General features: G+C 70.2%; 18 protein-coding genes and 1 riboswitch. Of the genes, 9 read left to right on the top strand and 9 right to left on the bottom strand.

Translation table 11 applies throughout. The features are described from left to right. Positions 1–10 precede the first annotated feature (10 nt). A complete protein-coding gene (locus tag HW130_RS16330) occupies positions 11–1,855 on the top strand; it encodes a protein kinase (protein WP_309140452.1) in 1,845 nt (614 codons plus the stop codon). 3 nt (positions 1,856–1,858) lie between these two features. Here HW130_RS16330 and HW130_RS16325 read toward each other — a convergent pair whose 3' ends face one another. Then, positions 1,859–2,077: a hypothetical protein gene (locus HW130_RS16325; RefSeq protein WP_177150299.1), complete on the bottom strand. Its 219-nt coding sequence runs from the start codon at positions 2,075–2,077 to the stop codon at positions 1,859–1,861. Next, positions 2,074–2,295: a hypothetical protein gene (locus HW130_RS16320; RefSeq protein ID WP_177150298.1), complete on the bottom strand. Its 222-nt coding sequence runs from the start codon at positions 2,293–2,295 to the stop codon at positions 2,074–2,076. The genes HW130_RS16325 and HW130_RS16320 overlap by 4 nt, the downstream gene beginning before the upstream one ends. 115 nt (positions 2,296–2,410) lie before the next feature. On the opposite strand from HW130_RS16320, the gene HW130_RS16315 reads away from it, so the two are divergent. The 5 genes from HW130_RS16315 to HW130_RS16295 all read left to right on the top strand — a co-directional run bounded on the left by HW130_RS16315 (position 2,411) and on the right by HW130_RS16295 (position 5,114). Further along, positions 2,411–3,253 (top strand): helix-turn-helix transcriptional regulator, encoded by an 843-nt coding sequence (locus tag HW130_RS16315; RefSeq protein WP_177150297.1) that lies wholly within the window; start codon positions 2,411–2,413, stop codon positions 3,251–3,253. After that, positions 3,234–3,443 carry a DUF397 domain-containing protein gene (locus HW130_RS16310; protein WP_177150296.1) on the top strand — a complete coding sequence of 70 codons (210 nt, stop codon included), beginning with the start codon at positions 3,234–3,236 and terminating at the stop codon, positions 3,441–3,443. The genes HW130_RS16315 and HW130_RS16310 overlap by 20 nt, the downstream gene beginning before the upstream one ends. 225 nt (positions 3,444–3,668) lie before the next feature. Beyond that, entirely contained in the window at positions 3,669–4,511 is an 843-nt protein-coding gene (locus HW130_RS16305; RefSeq protein WP_177150295.1) for a hypothetical protein, read from the top strand. Positions 4,512–4,605: 94 nt separating this feature from the next. Continuing rightward, positions 4,606–4,857, top strand: a complete 252-nt coding sequence (locus HW130_RS16300; protein WP_177150294.1) for a type II toxin-antitoxin system Phd/YefM family antitoxin — start codon at positions 4,606–4,608, stop codon at positions 4,855–4,857. Beyond that, entirely contained in the window at positions 4,854–5,114 is a 261-nt protein-coding gene (locus HW130_RS16295; protein WP_177150293.1) for a Txe/YoeB family addiction module toxin, read from the top strand. Before HW130_RS16300 ends, HW130_RS16295 begins: the two co-directional genes overlap by 4 nt. A 99-nt stretch (positions 5,115–5,213) precedes the next feature. Here HW130_RS16295 and groL read toward each other — a convergent pair whose 3' ends face one another. From groL to thrC, 4 genes are all read right to left on the bottom strand, one after another. Continuing rightward, complete coding sequence (groL, locus tag HW130_RS16290) at positions 5,214–6,836, bottom strand: chaperonin GroEL (protein WP_177150292.1); 1,623 nt, start codon at positions 6,834–6,836, stop codon at positions 5,214–5,216. A 307-nt stretch (positions 6,837–7,143) separates the two neighbouring features. Next, a complete protein-coding gene (locus tag HW130_RS16285; RefSeq protein WP_005315736.1) occupies positions 7,144–7,347 on the bottom strand; it encodes a cold-shock protein in 204 nt (67 codons plus the stop codon). Between the two features lie 407 nt (positions 7,348–7,754). After that, the gene (locus HW130_RS16280; RefSeq protein WP_018847107.1) at positions 7,755–8,030 is read right to left on the bottom strand and encodes a MoaD/ThiS family protein; all 276 of its coding nucleotides are present in this window, start codon (positions 8,028–8,030) and stop codon (positions 7,755–7,757) included. Further along, positions 8,027–9,331 (bottom strand): threonine synthase, encoded by a 1,305-nt coding sequence (thrC, locus tag HW130_RS16275; RefSeq protein WP_256356117.1) that lies wholly within the window; start codon positions 9,329–9,331, stop codon positions 8,027–8,029. Before thrC ends, HW130_RS16280 begins: the two co-directional genes overlap by 4 nt. Before the next feature lie 17 nt (positions 9,332–9,348). Next, a riboswitch (SAM riboswitch) is annotated at positions 9,349–9,493 on the bottom strand. 116 nt (positions 9,494–9,609) lie between these two features. Between thrC and HW130_RS16270 the strand changes: the two genes are divergently transcribed. From HW130_RS16270 to HW130_RS16260, 3 genes are read left to right on the top strand one after another with little or no spacing between them, the layout of a single operon-like run. Further along, a complete protein-coding gene (locus HW130_RS16270; protein WP_177150290.1) occupies positions 9,610–10,551 on the top strand; it encodes a glucosyl-3-phosphoglycerate synthase in 942 nt (313 codons plus the stop codon). 38 nt (positions 10,552–10,589) lie between these two features. Next, positions 10,590–10,808 (top strand): hypothetical protein, encoded by a 219-nt coding sequence (locus HW130_RS16265; protein ID WP_177150289.1) that lies wholly within the window; start codon positions 10,590–10,592, stop codon positions 10,806–10,808. A 57-nt stretch (positions 10,809–10,865) separates the two neighbouring features. Further along, positions 10,866–12,248, top strand: coding sequence for a trehalose-6-phosphate synthase (locus HW130_RS16260; RefSeq protein ID WP_177150288.1), 1,383 nt, complete (start codon positions 10,866–10,868; stop codon positions 12,246–12,248). Positions 12,249–12,476: 228 nt separating this feature from the next. Here HW130_RS16260 and otsB read toward each other — a convergent pair whose 3' ends face one another. The 3 genes from otsB to HW130_RS16245 form a co-directional block, all read right to left on the bottom strand. Continuing rightward, on the bottom strand, positions 12,477–13,322 hold the full coding sequence (gene otsB / locus HW130_RS16255) for a trehalose-phosphatase (RefSeq protein ID WP_177150287.1): 846 nt from the start codon (positions 13,320–13,322) through the stop codon (positions 12,477–12,479). Between the two features lie 10 nt (positions 13,323–13,332). Next, complete coding sequence (locus HW130_RS16250; RefSeq protein ID WP_177150286.1) at positions 13,333–13,569, bottom strand: DUF3263 domain-containing protein; 237 nt, start codon at positions 13,567–13,569, stop codon at positions 13,333–13,335. 81 nt (positions 13,570–13,650) lie between these two features. Continuing rightward, positions 13,651–14,868 (bottom strand): extracellular solute-binding protein, encoded by a 1,218-nt coding sequence (locus HW130_RS16245; protein ID WP_177150394.1) that lies wholly within the window; start codon positions 14,866–14,868, stop codon positions 13,651–13,653. Positions 14,869–14,991 lie beyond the last annotated feature (123 nt).

Genomic DNA, 14,991 nt, shown 5'->3' with positions numbered 1-14,991 from the left:
TCACTCTGATGTGAGCGGCAGCGGGGCGAAGCCTCTCGAGCCGTCGGATCCGCGGCGGATCGGCTCGTTCGCCCTGCTCGGCGTCCTCGGCTCGGGCGGCATGGGCCGGGTCTACCTCGGTACGGCGGCGGGGCGGTACGCGGCGGTCAAGCAGGTGCTGCCCGCCCTCGCCGAGGACCACGACTTCCTGCGCCACTTCGGGCACGAGCTCGACAACCTGGCGAGGCTGCCCGCCGGGGTCAGCGCGCGGCTGCTCGCCAGTGACCGCGTCGTGCAACCGCCGTGGTTCGCCACGGAGTACATCCCCGGGATCACCCTGAGCGAGGCGCTGCGCCTGCACGGCGGCCCGCTGCCGGTCGACAGTCTCTGGCGGCTGCTGCGCGACGCGGCGGACGGCCTCCGCGCCGTGCACGCCGCCGACATGGTGCACCGCGACCTGAAGCCCTCCAACGTCATGCTGACCCTCGACGGCCTGACGCTCATCGACTTCGGCGTGGCGCGGGCGGCCGACCAGAGCAGGCTGACGCGGACGGGCATGGTCATCGGCACACCGGCGTACATGGCACCGGAACAGGCCGTGGCCGACCGCCGGTTGTCCCCTGCCGCGGACGTGTTCGCGCTCGGCAGCCTGCTGCTGTACGCGGCGAACGGACGTCCGCCGTTCGGCGACGGATCCGGGCCCGACCTGCTCTACCGCATCGTCCACACCGATGCCGACCTCGGCCGGCTGCCCGACACCGACCCCGAGCTGTCGGCCGTCGTCGAGTCGTGCCTCGCCAAGGATCCCTCCCAACGGCCCACGGCGGCCGAACTGTTCGACCGCGCCCGAGGTCACGTGCCCGCCGCGACGACCTCGCCCTGGCCCCCGGCCGTCATGGACCGGATCACCGAGCGGGCCGCCTTCGCCGCGAACCCGCCGCCGGCCGTCGGGCCCGAGCCCAAGTCGCCGGGCCCCGAGACCCCGCGGCCGGCGCGCGGACCCGGATCGACGGAACCCGACACACCCCCGGCCGAGGCGGCCGGCCCGGCCTCCCGCAAACCGCGTGAGCGCCGCACCCGCGTGCTGTTCCTCGCAGTGCCCGTCGTGGTGGTCGTGGGCACGACCCTCACCCTCGTCCTCGGCCCCTTCGACGGCTCTTCCGAGGGCGCGGGCCCCGGTCCCTCGGCGCCGACGGCCGTCGTCCCGCCCTCCGAGTCGGCGGCAGGCGGGCGGTCGCCGAAGCCCACCCCGCCGTCGTCCCGCCCTCCGGGTTCCCAGCCGGGATCGAGCTCGTCGCCCGCTTCCCCGGGCACCCCAGGCGGTGGCGGGGACGACGACACGGGAGACGCCGGCGCCGGCAACGCAGCCGGAGGCTCGACCGGCTCCGACGGTTCCGGCTCCGGCGGTTCGAGCGGCTCGGGCGACTCCGGCAGCGGGGACGGGGACAAGCCTCCGGCCCAGCCCGCGCCCTCGGGAACACACCTGCTCAGGGGCGCCTCGACGGGCCGGTGCCTGGCGGACTCGTACTCCGCCTACTCCGGCTCCTCCGTCTCCAACTCGGTGTGCGGCGCGCCGTCGGGCAACGGGACCACCATGAGTTATCGGTGGACGTACACATCGGTCTCGGGCGGCACATTCCGCCTGGTCAGCCAGGGCACCGGCCGTTGTATCGAATCCCGGAGCTACGCGGGGATCGCGATCGTGGAATGCAACGGCTCCGAGGCCCAGGCATGGCAGGTCACCGCGACGAAGCCGAACGGCCACACCCTGCAGAACGTCGCCGACAAGACCTGCCTGGCGATGTCCAGCTCCATCGGCTTCGAGTCGACCTCCTGCAACCCCTCCCAAACGGCGCAGCTCTGGCGCAACTCCTGACCGCTACGGCAGCCGGCCCTCCGCGTTCCGCTCCCGCACCCGGGCGCGCACGATGTCCGCGGGCGGGGCCGGCCGTACGTCCCCGGGCGGGCAGTCCCACTCCCGGCCCCCGCCCGGCGGCCGCAATTGGACATACGTACCGACCCACCCCATCACCACACCCACCCGCCCGTCGCGCGCGTCGACGGCGTAGGCCCCGAGCTCCGGGACGTCGGCCGTCATTTCTCGAGCCCCTGCAGAACGGCGGCCAGTCGCAGCGCCGTGTCGAGGTTGCAACGCCCCAGGTCCACCAGCGGACACGGCATCTCGCTCGCGAGCGAGACGAGGTCGACCCGCAGCGACGGGAGTGCCACCGACACCACGTGGAGCCCGTCCCTGAGCTGGGCGACCACCTCCTCGGCGGCCCGCAGCCGCTCCGCCGATCGCACCGCATCCACCATGCCTGGCACCTCCACCACCGAGTGTTCGCTTTCCTCACCCAGCGTGTGCGCGTCTCGCTAGCCTGGGAAGAGACAGCGGCCCAACAACGCGACCTGCTGATCCAGGAGTTGCACCATGCCCGGACCCAAGGATCTCGACCCGTCCACCTCACCCCGGGCACTGCTCGGCGCGGAACTGCGCCACGCCCGCATAAAGGCCGGCCTCACCCAGGACGAGTTGGGCCGACCGCTGTTCGTGAGCGGCTCCTACATCGGCCAGATGGAGGCGGGCACACGCCGCATCCTGCGCGAGCACGCGGTCCAACTGGACGAGGTGTTGGGTACGGAGGACTTCTTCACGCGCAACTGCGAGGTGTCCAACAAGTCGCGCTACCCGGACCACTTCGCGGAGGCGGCGGAGGCGGAGGCGATGGCGGAGACGATCAGGGAGTACGCGCCGCTGCTGATTCCCGGATTGCTGCAGACAGAGGCGTATGCGCGAGAAGTGTTCCGTGCATACCAGCCGACAGCCCCGGAGGACGTCATTGACGAGCTGGTGGAGGCGAGACTCGACCGCGCCCGCCTGCTGGCTGATCCGACAAAGCCCTTGTTGTGGGCGGTGTTGGACGAGGCGGTGTTACGCCGCAAGGTCGGCGGCACGTCCGTGACGGCAGACGCCCTGCGACATGTGGCGGGGCTGGCACGGCGTCATCGCATCATCGTGCAGGTGCTGACCTTCGACGCTGGAGCACACGCGTCCATGGGCGGCGCTCTCAAGCTGATGAGCTTCCCCGACGCACCCCCGCTCGCCTATCTCGAGGGCCCTGGCACCGGCCAGTTGGAGGACTATCCAGCCACGGTCAGACGCCACCAGCTGGCCTACGATCTGCTCGGGGCCAGCGCACTGTCGCCGGAATCATCCTTGGCCCTGATCGAGTCAGTGGCGGAGGATTACACACATGAAGACCAGCAGTCCTGAGTACGACCTGACGACGGCAGTCTGGCTCAAGTCCAGCTACAGCGACGGCAGCGGCGGCAACTGCGTGGAGGTCACCACCGCCCACCCCGGCATCGTCCCTGTCCGCGACTCCAAGAACCCCGACGGCCCGCGCCTGGTCTTCCCGGCCGCCGCCTGGTCGGCCTTCGTCGCGGACCTCAAGCGCGCGTAACCGTCCCGGATCTCGGGCGTCGAGAGCCGAGCGCCTTTTCTGCGGAAGGGGAGAAAGGGCCTCAACCCACCCTCCCACCCTGCCGGTTGACATGCACGCGGACTTTCCGCGACCGACTTGCCACGGAGCGTCATCACGCTCTAGCGTTCCGATAAACGAACAACCCCCGACAGGTGCGGGAACACCTGCGGGGGTCTGACCATCGAGATCGAATCGAGCGATCCCATGGATGACATCCAGCTTAGTGCTGCCCCGCACCCCCTCGCCAACCCCGGCTACGGCAAACGGACGGTTTCCGACCAACTTCCCCGTACCGCCGACGACTTCACGCACCTCCCGCCCCGCGAGGGGGCGATCGCCGCGTACATCGACAGGCTGCCGGACAACAGCGACATCTCTGTGAAGACGCTGGCCAAGTACACCCCGTACGGCCAGACGGCAGTCGGGAAGGCGCTCAACCACCTGATCGCGGCGGGCCATCTGCGCCGCGGCCTGGAGGCGGTCACGGTGGCCTCGGGCAGCACACAGTGGGTCACCCGCACGTGGTGGTCCCGTACCGCGCGGGACGACGCATGGTGGGCGGCGTACGCGAAGGGCGACGTCCCGCCCGAGGAGGCCGACAGACGTCGGCCCACCCGCTCACGCGCATACATCCTGCTGGCCGCACTGGGCCGGACGAACCCGGTGATGTCGCTGTCCCACGCCGACTGCACGGCCCTCGCGCCGCTGGTGGACGAGTGGTTCGCCCGGGAGGCCACCGAGCGGCAGGTGGTGCACGCGCTCACGGACGGCCTCCCGGTCCCGGTCCACCACCCTGCAGCCCTCGCCCGCCGCCGCCTGATCGACAAGCTCCCACCCGCACCGCCACCGAAGCCCCGCCCGGTCCGCATCCTCGAATGCGCCGAGTGCGGACGCCCGGCCGGCGCGGGAGACCTGCGGTCCGGCAAGTGCGCCCGCTGCCGAGGCGCCCGCACGACCCCACCCCCGACGCTCCCCCCGGCCCGCGTCCACGCCCTGGCGACCCTGGCCCGCGCGGCGGCGGGCCACGAGCGGAAAGCGCTTCCGTGAGGAGAGCTCACCGCCTGACCGCCTTGCTTCACACTCACCCCTCACGTACGGCTTTCTGTACGTACAGGATTTTGTACAGAAGAGGGAGTCGACGATGCGCACCATGACCTACACAGAGTCCCGGGCGAAGTACGCCGAGACGCTCAACGCGGTGGTCGACGACCGGGAAGAGGTCATAGTGACACGGTCCGGCCGCGAGCCGGTGGTGATCGTGGCGCTCGCGGAGTACGAGTCCTTGAAGGAGACGGCCTACCTTCTGCGCAGCCCCGAGAACGCCCGGCGCCTGCTGGCGTCCATCGACCGGCTGGAGAACGGCGGCGGCACGATTCGGGAGCTTGCCGAATGAAGTTCGTCTGGGACGAGTCGAGTTGGGCGGACTATGTCTGGTGGCAGGCCCAGGACCGCAAGATCCTCGAGCGGATCGACACCCTGCTCCAGGACATCGCCCGCAATGGCAACGAGGGCATCGGCAAGCCCGAGCCATTGAAGCACGGCTTCCAGGGCTACTGGTCCCGCCGCATCACCGACGAGCACCGCCTCGTCTACAAAGTCGTCGACGACGAAATGCGCGTCGCCGCCTGCCGTTACCACTACGAGCGCTGAGGAGGAGTGCCGCCTCCGGGAACGCCCGAGGGCGGCACCCCTGGGAGTGGGGTGCCGCCCTCGGTCCGTACAGCTTCCGAACTGCCGATCCGCGAAGGATCAGAAGTCCATGTCACCGCCCGGCATGCCGCCACCGGCAGGCGCGGAGGCCTTCTCCGGCTTGTCGGCGATGACGGCCTCGGTGGTGAGGAACAGCGCCGCGATGGAGGCCGCGTTCTGCAGAGCGGAACGGGTGACCTTCGCGGGGTCGATGATGCCCTCGGCGATCATGTCGACGTACTCGCCGGTCGCGGCGTTCAGACCGTGGCCGACGGGCAGGTTGCGCACCTTCTCGACGATGACGCCGCCCTCGAGACCACCGTTGACGGCGATCTGCTTGAGCGGGGCCTCCAGCGCGAGCTTCACGGCGTTGGCGCCGGTCGCCTCGTCGCCCTGGAGCTCGAGCTTCTCGAAGACCGAGGAAGCCTGGATCAGCGCCACGCCACCACCGGCGACGATGCCCTCCTCGACGGCCGCCTTCGCGTTGCGAACGGCGTCCTCGATGCGGTGCTTGCGCTCCTTGAGCTCGACCTCGGTCGCGGCGCCGGCCTTGATGACGGCCACGCCGCCGGCCAGCTTCGCGAGGCGCTCCTGGAGCTTCTCGCGGTCGTAGTCCGAGTCGCTGTTCTCGATCTCGGCGCGGATCTGGTTGACGCGACCGGCAACCTGGTCGCTGTCACCGGCACCGTCGACGATCGTGGTCTCGTCCTTGGTGATGACGACCTTGCGGGCGCGGCCCAGCAGGTCCAGGCCGGCGTTCTCGAGCTTGAGGCCGACCTCCTCGGAGATGACCGTGCCGCCCGTGAGGATGGCGATGTCGTTCAGCATGGCCTTGCGGCGGTCGCCGAAGCCCGGGGCCTTGACGGCGACGGACTTGAAGGTGCCGCGGATCTTGTTCACGACGAGCGTGGACAGGGCCTCGCCCTCGACGTCCTCGGCGATGATCAGCAGCGGCTTGCCGGACTGCATGACCTTCTCCAGCAGCGGAAGGAGGTCCTTCACGTTGCCGACCTTGGAGTTGACGATCAGGATGTACGGGTCGTCGAGGGACGCCTCCATACGCTCCATGTCGGTGGCGAAGTACGCCGAGATGTAGCCCTTGTCGAAGCGCATACCCTCGGTGAGCTCCAGCTCCAGACCGAAGGTCTGGGACTCCTCGACGGTGATGACGCCTTCCTTGCCGACCTTGTCCATGGCCTCGGCGATGAGCTCACCGATCTGGGTGTCGGCGGCGGAGATGGAGGCCGTGGAAGCGATCTGCTCCTTGGTCTCGACATCCTTCGCCTGCTCGAGCAGGGCGCCGGAGACGGCCTCGACGGCCTTCTCGATGCCGCGCTTGAGGGCCATCGGGTTGGCGCCGGCGGCCACGTTGCGCAGACCCTCGCGGACGAGCGCCTGGGCGAGAACGGTCGCGGTGGTCGTACCGTCACCGGCGACGTCGTCCGTCTTCTTGGCGACTTCCTTGACCAGCTCGGCGCCGATCTTCTCGTACGGGTCCTCGAGCTCGATCTCCTTGGCGATGGACACACCATCGTTGGTGATCGTGGGGGCGCCCCACTTCTTCTCGAGGACGACGTTGCGACCCTTGGGGCCAAGGGTGACCTTGACGGCGTCGGCGAGCTGGTTCATCCCGCGCTCGAGACCGCGCCGTGCCTCCTCGTCGAACGCGATGATCTTGGCCATGTGAAGTGGTCCTCCCGGACTGGGGTGGATTGCTTCGGATCGCATCCGGCGCCCGCGACGGACGGCCTGCGCGCCGTGTGGTTCCTTGCCCCACCCGGCCTGCGGACCTCACCGACCCGATCCAAGTTCTGTCACTCTCACTGGGAGAGTGCTAACGCAATGATTAGCACTCGACCCCTGAGAGTGCAAGCGCCTCCCCCGCATCGGACCCACGGAACACGCACGAGGGGCCCGCATCCCCGTCTGCGGGATGCGGACCCCTCGTGTGTGACTGCGTCGGTGGCCGAACGCGCCTGGATCAGTTGGATCAGACGGCGAGCTTGACCATGTCAGCCTGCGGACCCTTCTGGCCCTGCGAGATCTCGAACTCGACTCGCTGACCCTCTTCAAGGGTGCGGTATCCGTCCATCTGGATCGCACTGTAGTGGACGAAAACATCCGCACCACCGTCGACCGCGATGAAGCCGTACCCCTTCTCCGCGTTGAACCACTTGACGGTGCCCTGAGCCATGCCTAACTCCCCTATTACTGGCCCTTGCACAGGACCGCACTTCGCGGACCCGGGTCAGACCTCACCCCAGCAGGAGGGGTGTGCGCCGGAACGCGTCGACCGCGGCTGAATGTATCTGCCCAACTGCCCTCTGCAACAGGTCAATCGGACGAGAAATCTGGGCAGGACCGATCGGCCGATTCATGCGAATTCATTGAATTCCGGGGCAAGTCGGGCCCGGCAAAGTGCCACTTTCGACGCAATTCGATCGCTTACTTTGGCGCATTCTCGTGGAGCGCGGAACGCATTGCCGAGCGGCCGGCGGAGGGGGCTTCCCAGACTCTACCGCGCTCAACCATGCAGAATTGCCCCCTCCGCTTCTCTCGCGGAGGGGGCAATACCGATAACGCGGGGTGACGCGGAGGAGATCAGCCGCCGGCGACGGCGGGGATGATCGAGACGCCCGCACCGTCCGGCGTCGCCGTCTCCAGGCCCTGCTCGAAGCGGACGTCGTCGTCGTTCACGTACACGTTGACGAAGCGGCGCAGCTTGCCCTGGTCGTCCAGGACGCGGGCCGCGATGCCCGTGTGGTTCTTCTCCAGGTCCGCGATGACCTCGGCCAGGGTCGCACCCTCCGCGGGGACCTCGGCCTGCCCGCCCGTGTACGTGCGGAGGATGGTGGGGATACGGACGTTGACGCTCATGCGAGGCCAGCCTCTCGGAAAGAGTCCAGGTTGGGTCGGATGACAGCGGTCATACCCGTCGTGGGCGCCACCGCGTCGAGGGTCTTGAGGCCGTCACCCGTGTTGACGACGACCGTGGTCAGGGACGGGTCGATTTCACCGGCCTCGATCAGCTTCTTCGCCACGCCGAGGGTCGTGCCGCCGGCGGTCTCCGTGAAGATGCCCTCCGTGCGGGCCAGCAGCTTGATCGCGTCCACGATCTGCTCGTCGGTGACGTCCTCGACCGCGCCGCCGGTGCGGCGGCAGATGTCCAGGACGTACGGGCCGTCGGCCGGGTTGCCGATCGCCAGGGACTTGGCGATGGTGTCGGGCTTCTGCGGCTTGACCACGTCGTGGCCCGCCTTGAAGGCGACGGACACCGGGGAGCAGCCCTCGGCCTGGGCGCCGAAGATCTTGTAGGGCTTGTCCTCGACGAGACCCAGCTTGATCAGCTCCTGCAGCCCCTTGTCGATCTTGGTGAGCTGGGAGCCGGAGGCGATCGGGATGACGATCTGGTCGGGCAGCCGCCAGCCGAGCTGCTCGCAGATCTCGTACGCGAGCGTCTTGGAGCCCTCGGCGTAGTACGGGCGGAGGTTGACGTTCACGAAGCCCCAGCCCTCGCCGGCCGGGTCCCCGATGAGCTCGGAGCAGAAGCGGTTGACGTCGTCGTAGTTGCCCTCGATGCCGACCAGTTCACCGCCGTAGACCGCGGCCATGACGACCTTGCCCTGCTCCAGGTCGTGCGGGATGAACACGCAGGAGCGGAGGCCGGCGCGGGCCGCCGCGGCGCCGACCGCGCCCGCGAGGTTGCCGGTGGAGGAGCAGGAGAGGGTGGTGTAGCCGAAGGCGCGGGCGGCTTCCAGGGCCTGGGCGACGACGCGGTCCTTGAAGGAGTGCGTCGGGTTGCCGGAGTCGTCCTTGACGAAGAGCTTGCCGGCCTCGACGCCCAGCTCACGGGCGAGGTTGTCGGCCTGGACGAGCTTGGTCCAGCCGGGGTTCAGGTTCGGCTTGTCCGCGACGTCGGCCGGGACGGGCAGCAGCGGGGCGTAGCGCCAGATGTTCTCGGGGCCGGACTCGATCCGCGCTCGCAGGGCCTCGGGGTCGCCGCTCGGCACGTCGTACGCGACTTCGAGCGGCCCGAAACAGACCTCGCACGCGAAGATCGGACCGAGGTCGAACCGCTCGCCGCACTCGCGGCAGGAGAGCCCGGAGGCGGGGCCCAGGTCGACGGATCCGGTGGAACCAGCGGATTCGTTCGTGGTGGCGACAGTCTGCACAGCCATGGAGGCGAGGCCCTTTCTCCTCATCTTCCCCGCGGCGCATCTCGCCGCGAGACGGAATTGGCACCTTCCCTAGCCGTGAGCCTCGCGCGATGAGCGCAGAGATCGGCTGGAGGGTTGCCGGGGCTTCAACGGGCCGTGTCCCTCTGCCCCTCTGGATGAGCGGTATTCGATTGTCGGCGCGGTGACCCCGACATGCGGCGGCCCTGCGCGTTGTTCAAGACTGTAACCGAACCCCTGGACGCTTGAGATGGTCGTCCGATCCGCGAGATGGAGATCACGTGCTGGATGAGGTGGAGCGCTGGCTCACCCGACGGTCCTGGTCGGTGGCCGACCGCCCTCTCGGCCGGCTGCTGGCCGCCAAGAAGAACACCACGGTCAGCGTGGTGCTGCCGGCCCTGAACGAGGAGGAGACGGTCGGGGAGATCGTCACCACGATACGCGGCGCGCTGATGTCGGGCCCCGTTCCGCTGGTCGACGAACTGGTGGTGATCGACTCGGCGTCGAGCGACCGCACGGCCGAGGTGGCCGCCGCGGCGGGCGCGCGGGTGGTCCACCGGGACGCCGTCCTGCCGCGCATACCGGCGGTGCCGGGCAAGGGCGATGTGCTCTGGCGGTCACTGATGGTGACCACCGGTGACATCGTGTGCTTCGTGGACGCGGACCTGCGCGAGTTCTCCCCGGACTTCGTCGTCGGGATCGTGGGGCCGCTGCTGACCGACCCCGAAGTGCAGTTCGTCAAGGCGATGTACGACCGCCCGCTCGGTGCCGCCCCTGCTCAGGGAGGCCGGGTGACCGAGCTGGTGGCGCGGCCGCTGCTGAATCTGCACTGGCCGCAACTGGCCGGTTTCGTCCAGCCGCTGGGCGGCGAGTACGCGGCCCGGCGCTCCCTGCTGGAGCAACTGCCGTTCCCGGTCGGTTACGGAGTGGAGCTGGGCCTGCTGGTGGACGCCCTCAACCTGGTGGGACTCGACGCGCTCGCACAGGTCGACGTGGGCACGCGCAGGCACCGCCACCAGGACGGGCAGGCTCTTGGCCGGATGGCGGCGACGATCTACCGCACGGCGCAACTGAGGCTGGCCCGCGGCCATTTGGTGCGGCCCGAGCTCACCCAGTTCGTGCGCGGCGAGCACGGATTCGTAGCGCGGGACCACCCGGTGGACACCGAGGAGCGGCCGCCTATGCGCGAGATCGGTGAGTACGCGGCGCGTCGCGCGGCATAAGCCGTACCCTCTGTTCCTTTTGTCTAACTTTCCTATGTATGAACCTCATGGACCTCACCGACTTCATGGACGTCATGCGCCAGCTCCAGGGCACGGCGCCGGCCCTGGCCGCCGAGGGGCCGCGGCACACCGGTGCGCCGGCCCTCACCGGTTCCACCGCCGAGCAGCTGTGGCTGCTCGGCGGGGTCGCACTCAGCCTGACAGCGGCGGGCGTGGTCGCCGTCGCGGCCGCCCGTGGCCGGAAACGTGACCACTGACCGACGGCGCGGCCGCACGCACGTTTGAGGCCATACAGGACGGGCTAGGTTCGCCACATGGTCACCGACGCTGCTCAGATCCTCGTCGCCTCCAACCGCGGCCCGGTCTCCTACTCACCGGACGGCAAGGGCGGGCTCGACGCCCGCCGCGGCGGAGGCGGCCTCGTCTCCGGCCTCTCCGCGATCGGCTCCGACGCGCAGTCGCTGTGGGTGTGCGCCGCCCTCGGCGAAGGCGACCGCGAGGCCGTGCGGCGCGGGGTGAGCGAGCCGGGCGTCAGGATGCTCGACATCGATCCGGCCATCCACTCCGACGCGTACAACGGCATCGCGAACTCGGTGCTGTGGTTCGTGCACCACATGCTCTACCAGACTCCGCTGGAGCCGGTCTTCGACCGGGAGTTCCGCCGGCAGTGGGGAGCCTACCGGGCCTACAACCGCGCCTTCGCCGAGGCGCTGGCCGCCGACGCGGCACAGGGCGCGGCGGTGCTCGTGCAGGACTACCACCTCGCGCTGGTGCCGGGGATGCTGCGCCAGATGCGCCCCGACCTGCGGATCGGCCACTTCACGCACACACCGTGGGCGCCCCCGGACTACTTCGGGCTGCTGCCGGACGACGTCGCCGAGGAGCTGCTGCGAGGGATGCTGGGCGCGGACCGGCTGGGCTTCCTGACGCGGCGCTGGGCGGACGCGTTCGCCGCGTGCTGCGAGCGGGTCACCGGCGGCACCGGCACGACGGCGATCGGGGTCCACGGGCTCGGCGCCGACGCGGACTTCCTGCGCGAGCGGGCGCACCGGCCGGACGTGGCGGAACAGATGGCACAGCTGCGCGAGCAGGTGGGCGAGGGCCGCAGGACGATCGTGCGCGTCGACCGGACCGAGCTGTCCAAGAACATCGTGCGCGGTCTGCTGGCGTACCAGGAGCTGCTGGAGACCCGCCCCGAGTGGCGCGAGCGGGTCGTCCACATCGCGCTCGCCTATCCGTCGCGGCAGGACCTCGCGGTCTACCGGGAGTACACGGCCGAGGTCTCCCGGATCGCCGCCGAGATCAACGAGCGGTACGGCACCGCGGGCTGGACCCCGGTCGTCGTGCACGTCAAGGACGACTTCGCCCGCTCGCTCGCCGCGTACCGGCTGGCCGACGTCGCCCTCGTCAACCCGATCCGGGACGGCATGAACCTGGTCGCCAAGGAGGTCCCGGTCGTCTCGGACGCGGGGTGCGCGCTGGTGCTGTCCCGGGAGGCGGGGGCGCACTGGGACCTGGGCGAGGAGGCGATCACGGTCAACCCGTACGACGTGACCGGCACGGCGGAGGCGCTGCACGCGGCGCTGACGATGCCGGACGGCGAACGGGCGGAGCGCACGAAGCGCCTGTCGGCGGCGGCGACGTCGCTGCCGCCGCGGCGCTGGTTCCTGGACCAGCTGGAGGCCCTGCGGGCGTGACGCCCGGGGCCGTGGCCGCTGCGCGGGGCCGTTTCCCCACCCCGCCCCTTCCCGTAACTGGGGCTTCGCCCCAGACCCCGTACCGCGCTCCGCGCGGTGTCCTCAATCGCCGGACAGGCTGGATTTCGCTGCGCGAAATCAGCCCCGCCGGCGATTGAGGCGCGGGGGTCCGGGGGCAGCGCCCCCGGTTACGGGAAGGGGCGGGGTGGGGAAAAGCAGCCCGCAGGGCTAGACCCGTTCCGACAGCGCCGCCAGCAGCGACGCCACCGCACCCGGCCCCGGCACCACCAGGTCCGCGCGGGACGCCAGTTCCGGGACCTCGGTGCCGCTGCACACCAGCAGCCCCGGCACCCCGTCCGACCGCAGCTTCTCGACCGCGCCGTACGCGGGCAGGTCGCCCAGGTCGTCCCCGGCGTAGAGCACGGCCGTGGCGCCCACCTCCCGCACGTACTCCGCCAGCGCGACGCCCTTGTCCATGCCCGGAGGGCGCAGTTCCAGGACCATGCGGCCCGGCTCCAGGATCAGGCCGTGGCGGGAGGCGAGCGCGGCGAGCGGTTCGCGCAGGGCCTCGTAGGCGCCCTGCGGATCCTCCGCGCGGCGCGTGTGCACGGCGACGGCCCGGCCCTTCTCCTCGATCCACGTGCCGTGCCAGGCACCGTGGCCGTCGAGGAAGCCGGGCAGCTCCGCACGCGCGGCGGCGACACCGGGGTGCGGCGCGGGCGCGTTCACGGTCCCGGTGAGGGCGTCCCAGCGCTCGGCGCCGTAGTGCCCGAGGACCACCAGGTGGTCGAGCCCCTCGACGCCCGCGAAACCTCCGTAGCGCACGGCGACACCGGCCGGCCGGCCCGTGATCACCGCGACGGACGCGATCTTCGGGGCGAGGGCGGCCAGCGCCGGTACGGCGGCGGGGTGGGCGCGCGCCTGCTCGGGGTCGGGCACGATCTCGGCGAGGGTGCCGTCGAAGTCGAGGGCCACGACGGCACCGGCCGGCCGGTCGAGCAGTGCCGCGAGCCCGTCGCGGCCAGCGGGGGTGGACGGCGTCGGCAGGGTGTGTGCGTACGGGGAGCTGCCCATGTACCCGACCTTATCGGCGACTTCTCCTGGCGTCCCTCACACGGCGAAGCCGGTTGACGGTGACAGGGTCGTGGGCGAGGGCGCGCGGGTCGTCGAGGAGGGCGTTGAGGAGCTGGTAGTAGCGCACCGGGGACATCCCCAGCTGCTCCCTGATCGCCCGCTCCTTGGCCCCGGGCCCGGACCAGGACCGTCGCTCCACCCCTAGGACGGCGCGCTCACGCTCGGTCAGCGTGGGCTCGTCGGTCATACGATCCAACCTATCGCCGCAGGGGGGTGCACGGGGACACGCTCGGGGACATCGATACCCGCTCGCCCCGCCCGGGCGCGGCTACTCCGCGGCTTCCGCCGCATCGGCCTCGCGGGCGATGCGGCCGAGGACGCTCGCGGGGCTGCCGCCCGGCTCCACCGCCTTGCCGATGTTCTTCTTGACGCTCTCGCTGACCGCGGCCCACGACGTCTTGCCGACGGGGGGCAGCACCGAGCCGGGCAGCTCCCGCAGGAACGCCTTCAGGTCCTTGTGCGCCGGGTCCAGCTCCATCGCCTCGGAGGCGGAGACAGTCACGGGGAGCAGGTCGTTCTGGTCGGCGAAGTCCAGGACGTTCCTGTCGGTGAAGACGAAGTCGAGGAACGTGCCGATCTCCTTGCGGTGCCCGTTCTCCTTGAAGCCCATGATCCAGTCGGCGACGCCCATCGACGCCTTGGCCTCGCCGTGCCGGCCCGGCAGGGCGACCTTGCCGACCTCGATGCCCTTCTTCTCGGCGGCCTGCATGAGGGAGGGGTGACCGTTGAGCATGCCGACCTCGCCGCGCGTGAACGCCGCGAAGGCGTCCTTGCGATTGAGCTTTCCGGGCGCCACCGGACCGGTCAGGCCCTCCTCGACGAGGTGGTCCTTCAGCCACTGGAAGGTGTCGACGTTGCGCTGCGAGTCGATCGTGTACTTGTCGACCGGGTCCGTGTAGCCGTCGCCGCCGCTGAGCAGCCACATCATCGTCTCGGCCTGGGCCTCCTCGGGCCCGAGCGGCAGGGCGAAGGGGTAGGCGGCGCCGGTGCCGGCCTTCAGCTTCCGGGCGGCCTCCTCCAGGTCGGCCCAGGTCTTCGGCTCGTCCTCGACGCCGGCCTCGGCGAACAGCTCCTTGTTGTAGAAGAGCAGCCGGGTCGAGGCGACGAAGGGCAGTCCGTACTGGGTGCGCTTGTGCTCGCCCGCCGTGGTGAGCGGACCGAGGAAGTTGGACTGCACGGGGATGGAGAGCAGCTGGTCCGCGGAGTAGAGCTTGTCGGCGGCCGCATAGTCGGCGTAGGCGCCGATCTGCGCGATGTCGGGGGCCTCTCCGGCCTCGACCATCTCGGCGACCTTGCGGTCGACGTCGTTCCAGGACTCGATCTGGACCTCGACCTCGATGCCGGGGTTCTCGGCCTCGAACGCGGCCGTGAGGTCGGCCCAGTAGGTCTTGCTGCTCTCGCCGCCGGCGACGTCGTAGTCGGCGGCCACCAGCTTGAGGGTGACGTGGTCGGATCCGTTGCCGCAGCCGCTCAGCGCGACCGTCATGCCGAGTGCGGCGACTGCCGCGGTCAGACCTATGAAGGGCCGCTTCACGGCACTCCCCCACCCTCTGCTGTCAGTTGTCGATTTGCCACGGTCGGTCCCCCGCGACGCCCTGCGAGACGAGCA

The sequence above is a fragment of the Streptomyces sp. PKU-EA00015 genome, from assembly GCF_013387495.1.
Classification (GTDB): domain Bacteria; phylum Actinomycetota; class Actinomycetes; order Streptomycetales; family Streptomycetaceae; genus Streptomyces.
This window is presented reverse-complemented; position numbering and strand designations above follow the sequence as displayed.

What these genes read in the sequence shown, in the direction of transcription:
- HW130_RS16325 (WP_177150299.1), bottom strand. Translation starts at nt 2,077, where the DNA reads ATGACGGCCGACGTCCCGGAGCTCGGGGCCTACGCCGTCGACGCGCGC.
- HW130_RS16320 (WP_177150298.1), bottom strand. Translation starts at nt 2,295, where the DNA reads ATGGTGGATGCGGTGCGATCGGCGGAGCGGCTGCGGGCCGCCGAGGAG.
- HW130_RS16315 (WP_177150297.1), top strand. Translation starts at nt 2,411, where the DNA reads ATGCCCGGACCCAAGGATCTCGACCCGTCCACCTCACCCCGGGCACTG.
- HW130_RS16310 (WP_177150296.1), top strand. Translation starts at nt 3,234, where the DNA reads ATGAAGACCAGCAGTCCTGAGTACGACCTGACGACGGCAGTCTGGCTC.
- HW130_RS16305 (WP_177150295.1), top strand. Translation starts at nt 3,669, where the DNA reads ATGGATGACATCCAGCTTAGTGCTGCCCCGCACCCCCTCGCCAACCCC.
- HW130_RS16300 (WP_177150294.1), top strand. Translation starts at nt 4,606, where the DNA reads ATGCGCACCATGACCTACACAGAGTCCCGGGCGAAGTACGCCGAGACG.
- HW130_RS16295 (WP_177150293.1), top strand. Translation starts at nt 4,854, where the DNA reads ATGAAGTTCGTCTGGGACGAGTCGAGTTGGGCGGACTATGTCTGGTGG.
- groL (WP_177150292.1), bottom strand. Translation starts at nt 6,836, where the DNA reads ATGGCCAAGATCATCGCGTTCGACGAGGAGGCACGGCGCGGTCTCGAG.
- HW130_RS16285 (WP_005315736.1), bottom strand. Translation starts at nt 7,347, where the DNA reads ATGGCTCAGGGCACCGTCAAGTGGTTCAACGCGGAGAAGGGGTACGGC.
- HW130_RS16280 (WP_018847107.1), bottom strand. Translation starts at nt 8,030, where the DNA reads ATGAGCGTCAACGTCCGTATCCCCACCATCCTCCGCACGTACACGGGC.
- thrC (WP_256356117.1), bottom strand. Translation starts at nt 9,331, where the DNA reads ATGGCTGTGCAGACTGTCGCCACCACGAACGAATCCGCTGGTTCCACC.
- HW130_RS16265 (WP_177150289.1), top strand. Translation starts at nt 10,590, where the DNA reads ATGAACCTCATGGACCTCACCGACTTCATGGACGTCATGCGCCAGCTC.
- HW130_RS16260 (WP_177150288.1), top strand. Translation starts at nt 10,866, where the DNA reads ATGGTCACCGACGCTGCTCAGATCCTCGTCGCCTCCAACCGCGGCCCG.
- otsB (WP_177150287.1), bottom strand. Translation starts at nt 13,322, where the DNA reads ATGGGCAGCTCCCCGTACGCACACACCCTGCCGACGCCGTCCACCCCC.
- HW130_RS16250 (WP_177150286.1), bottom strand. Translation starts at nt 13,569, where the DNA reads ATGACCGACGAGCCCACGCTGACCGAGCGTGAGCGCGCCGTCCTAGGG.
- HW130_RS16245 (WP_177150394.1), bottom strand. Translation starts at nt 14,868, where the DNA reads ATGACGGTCGCGCTGAGCGGCTGCGGCAACGGATCCGACCACGTCACC.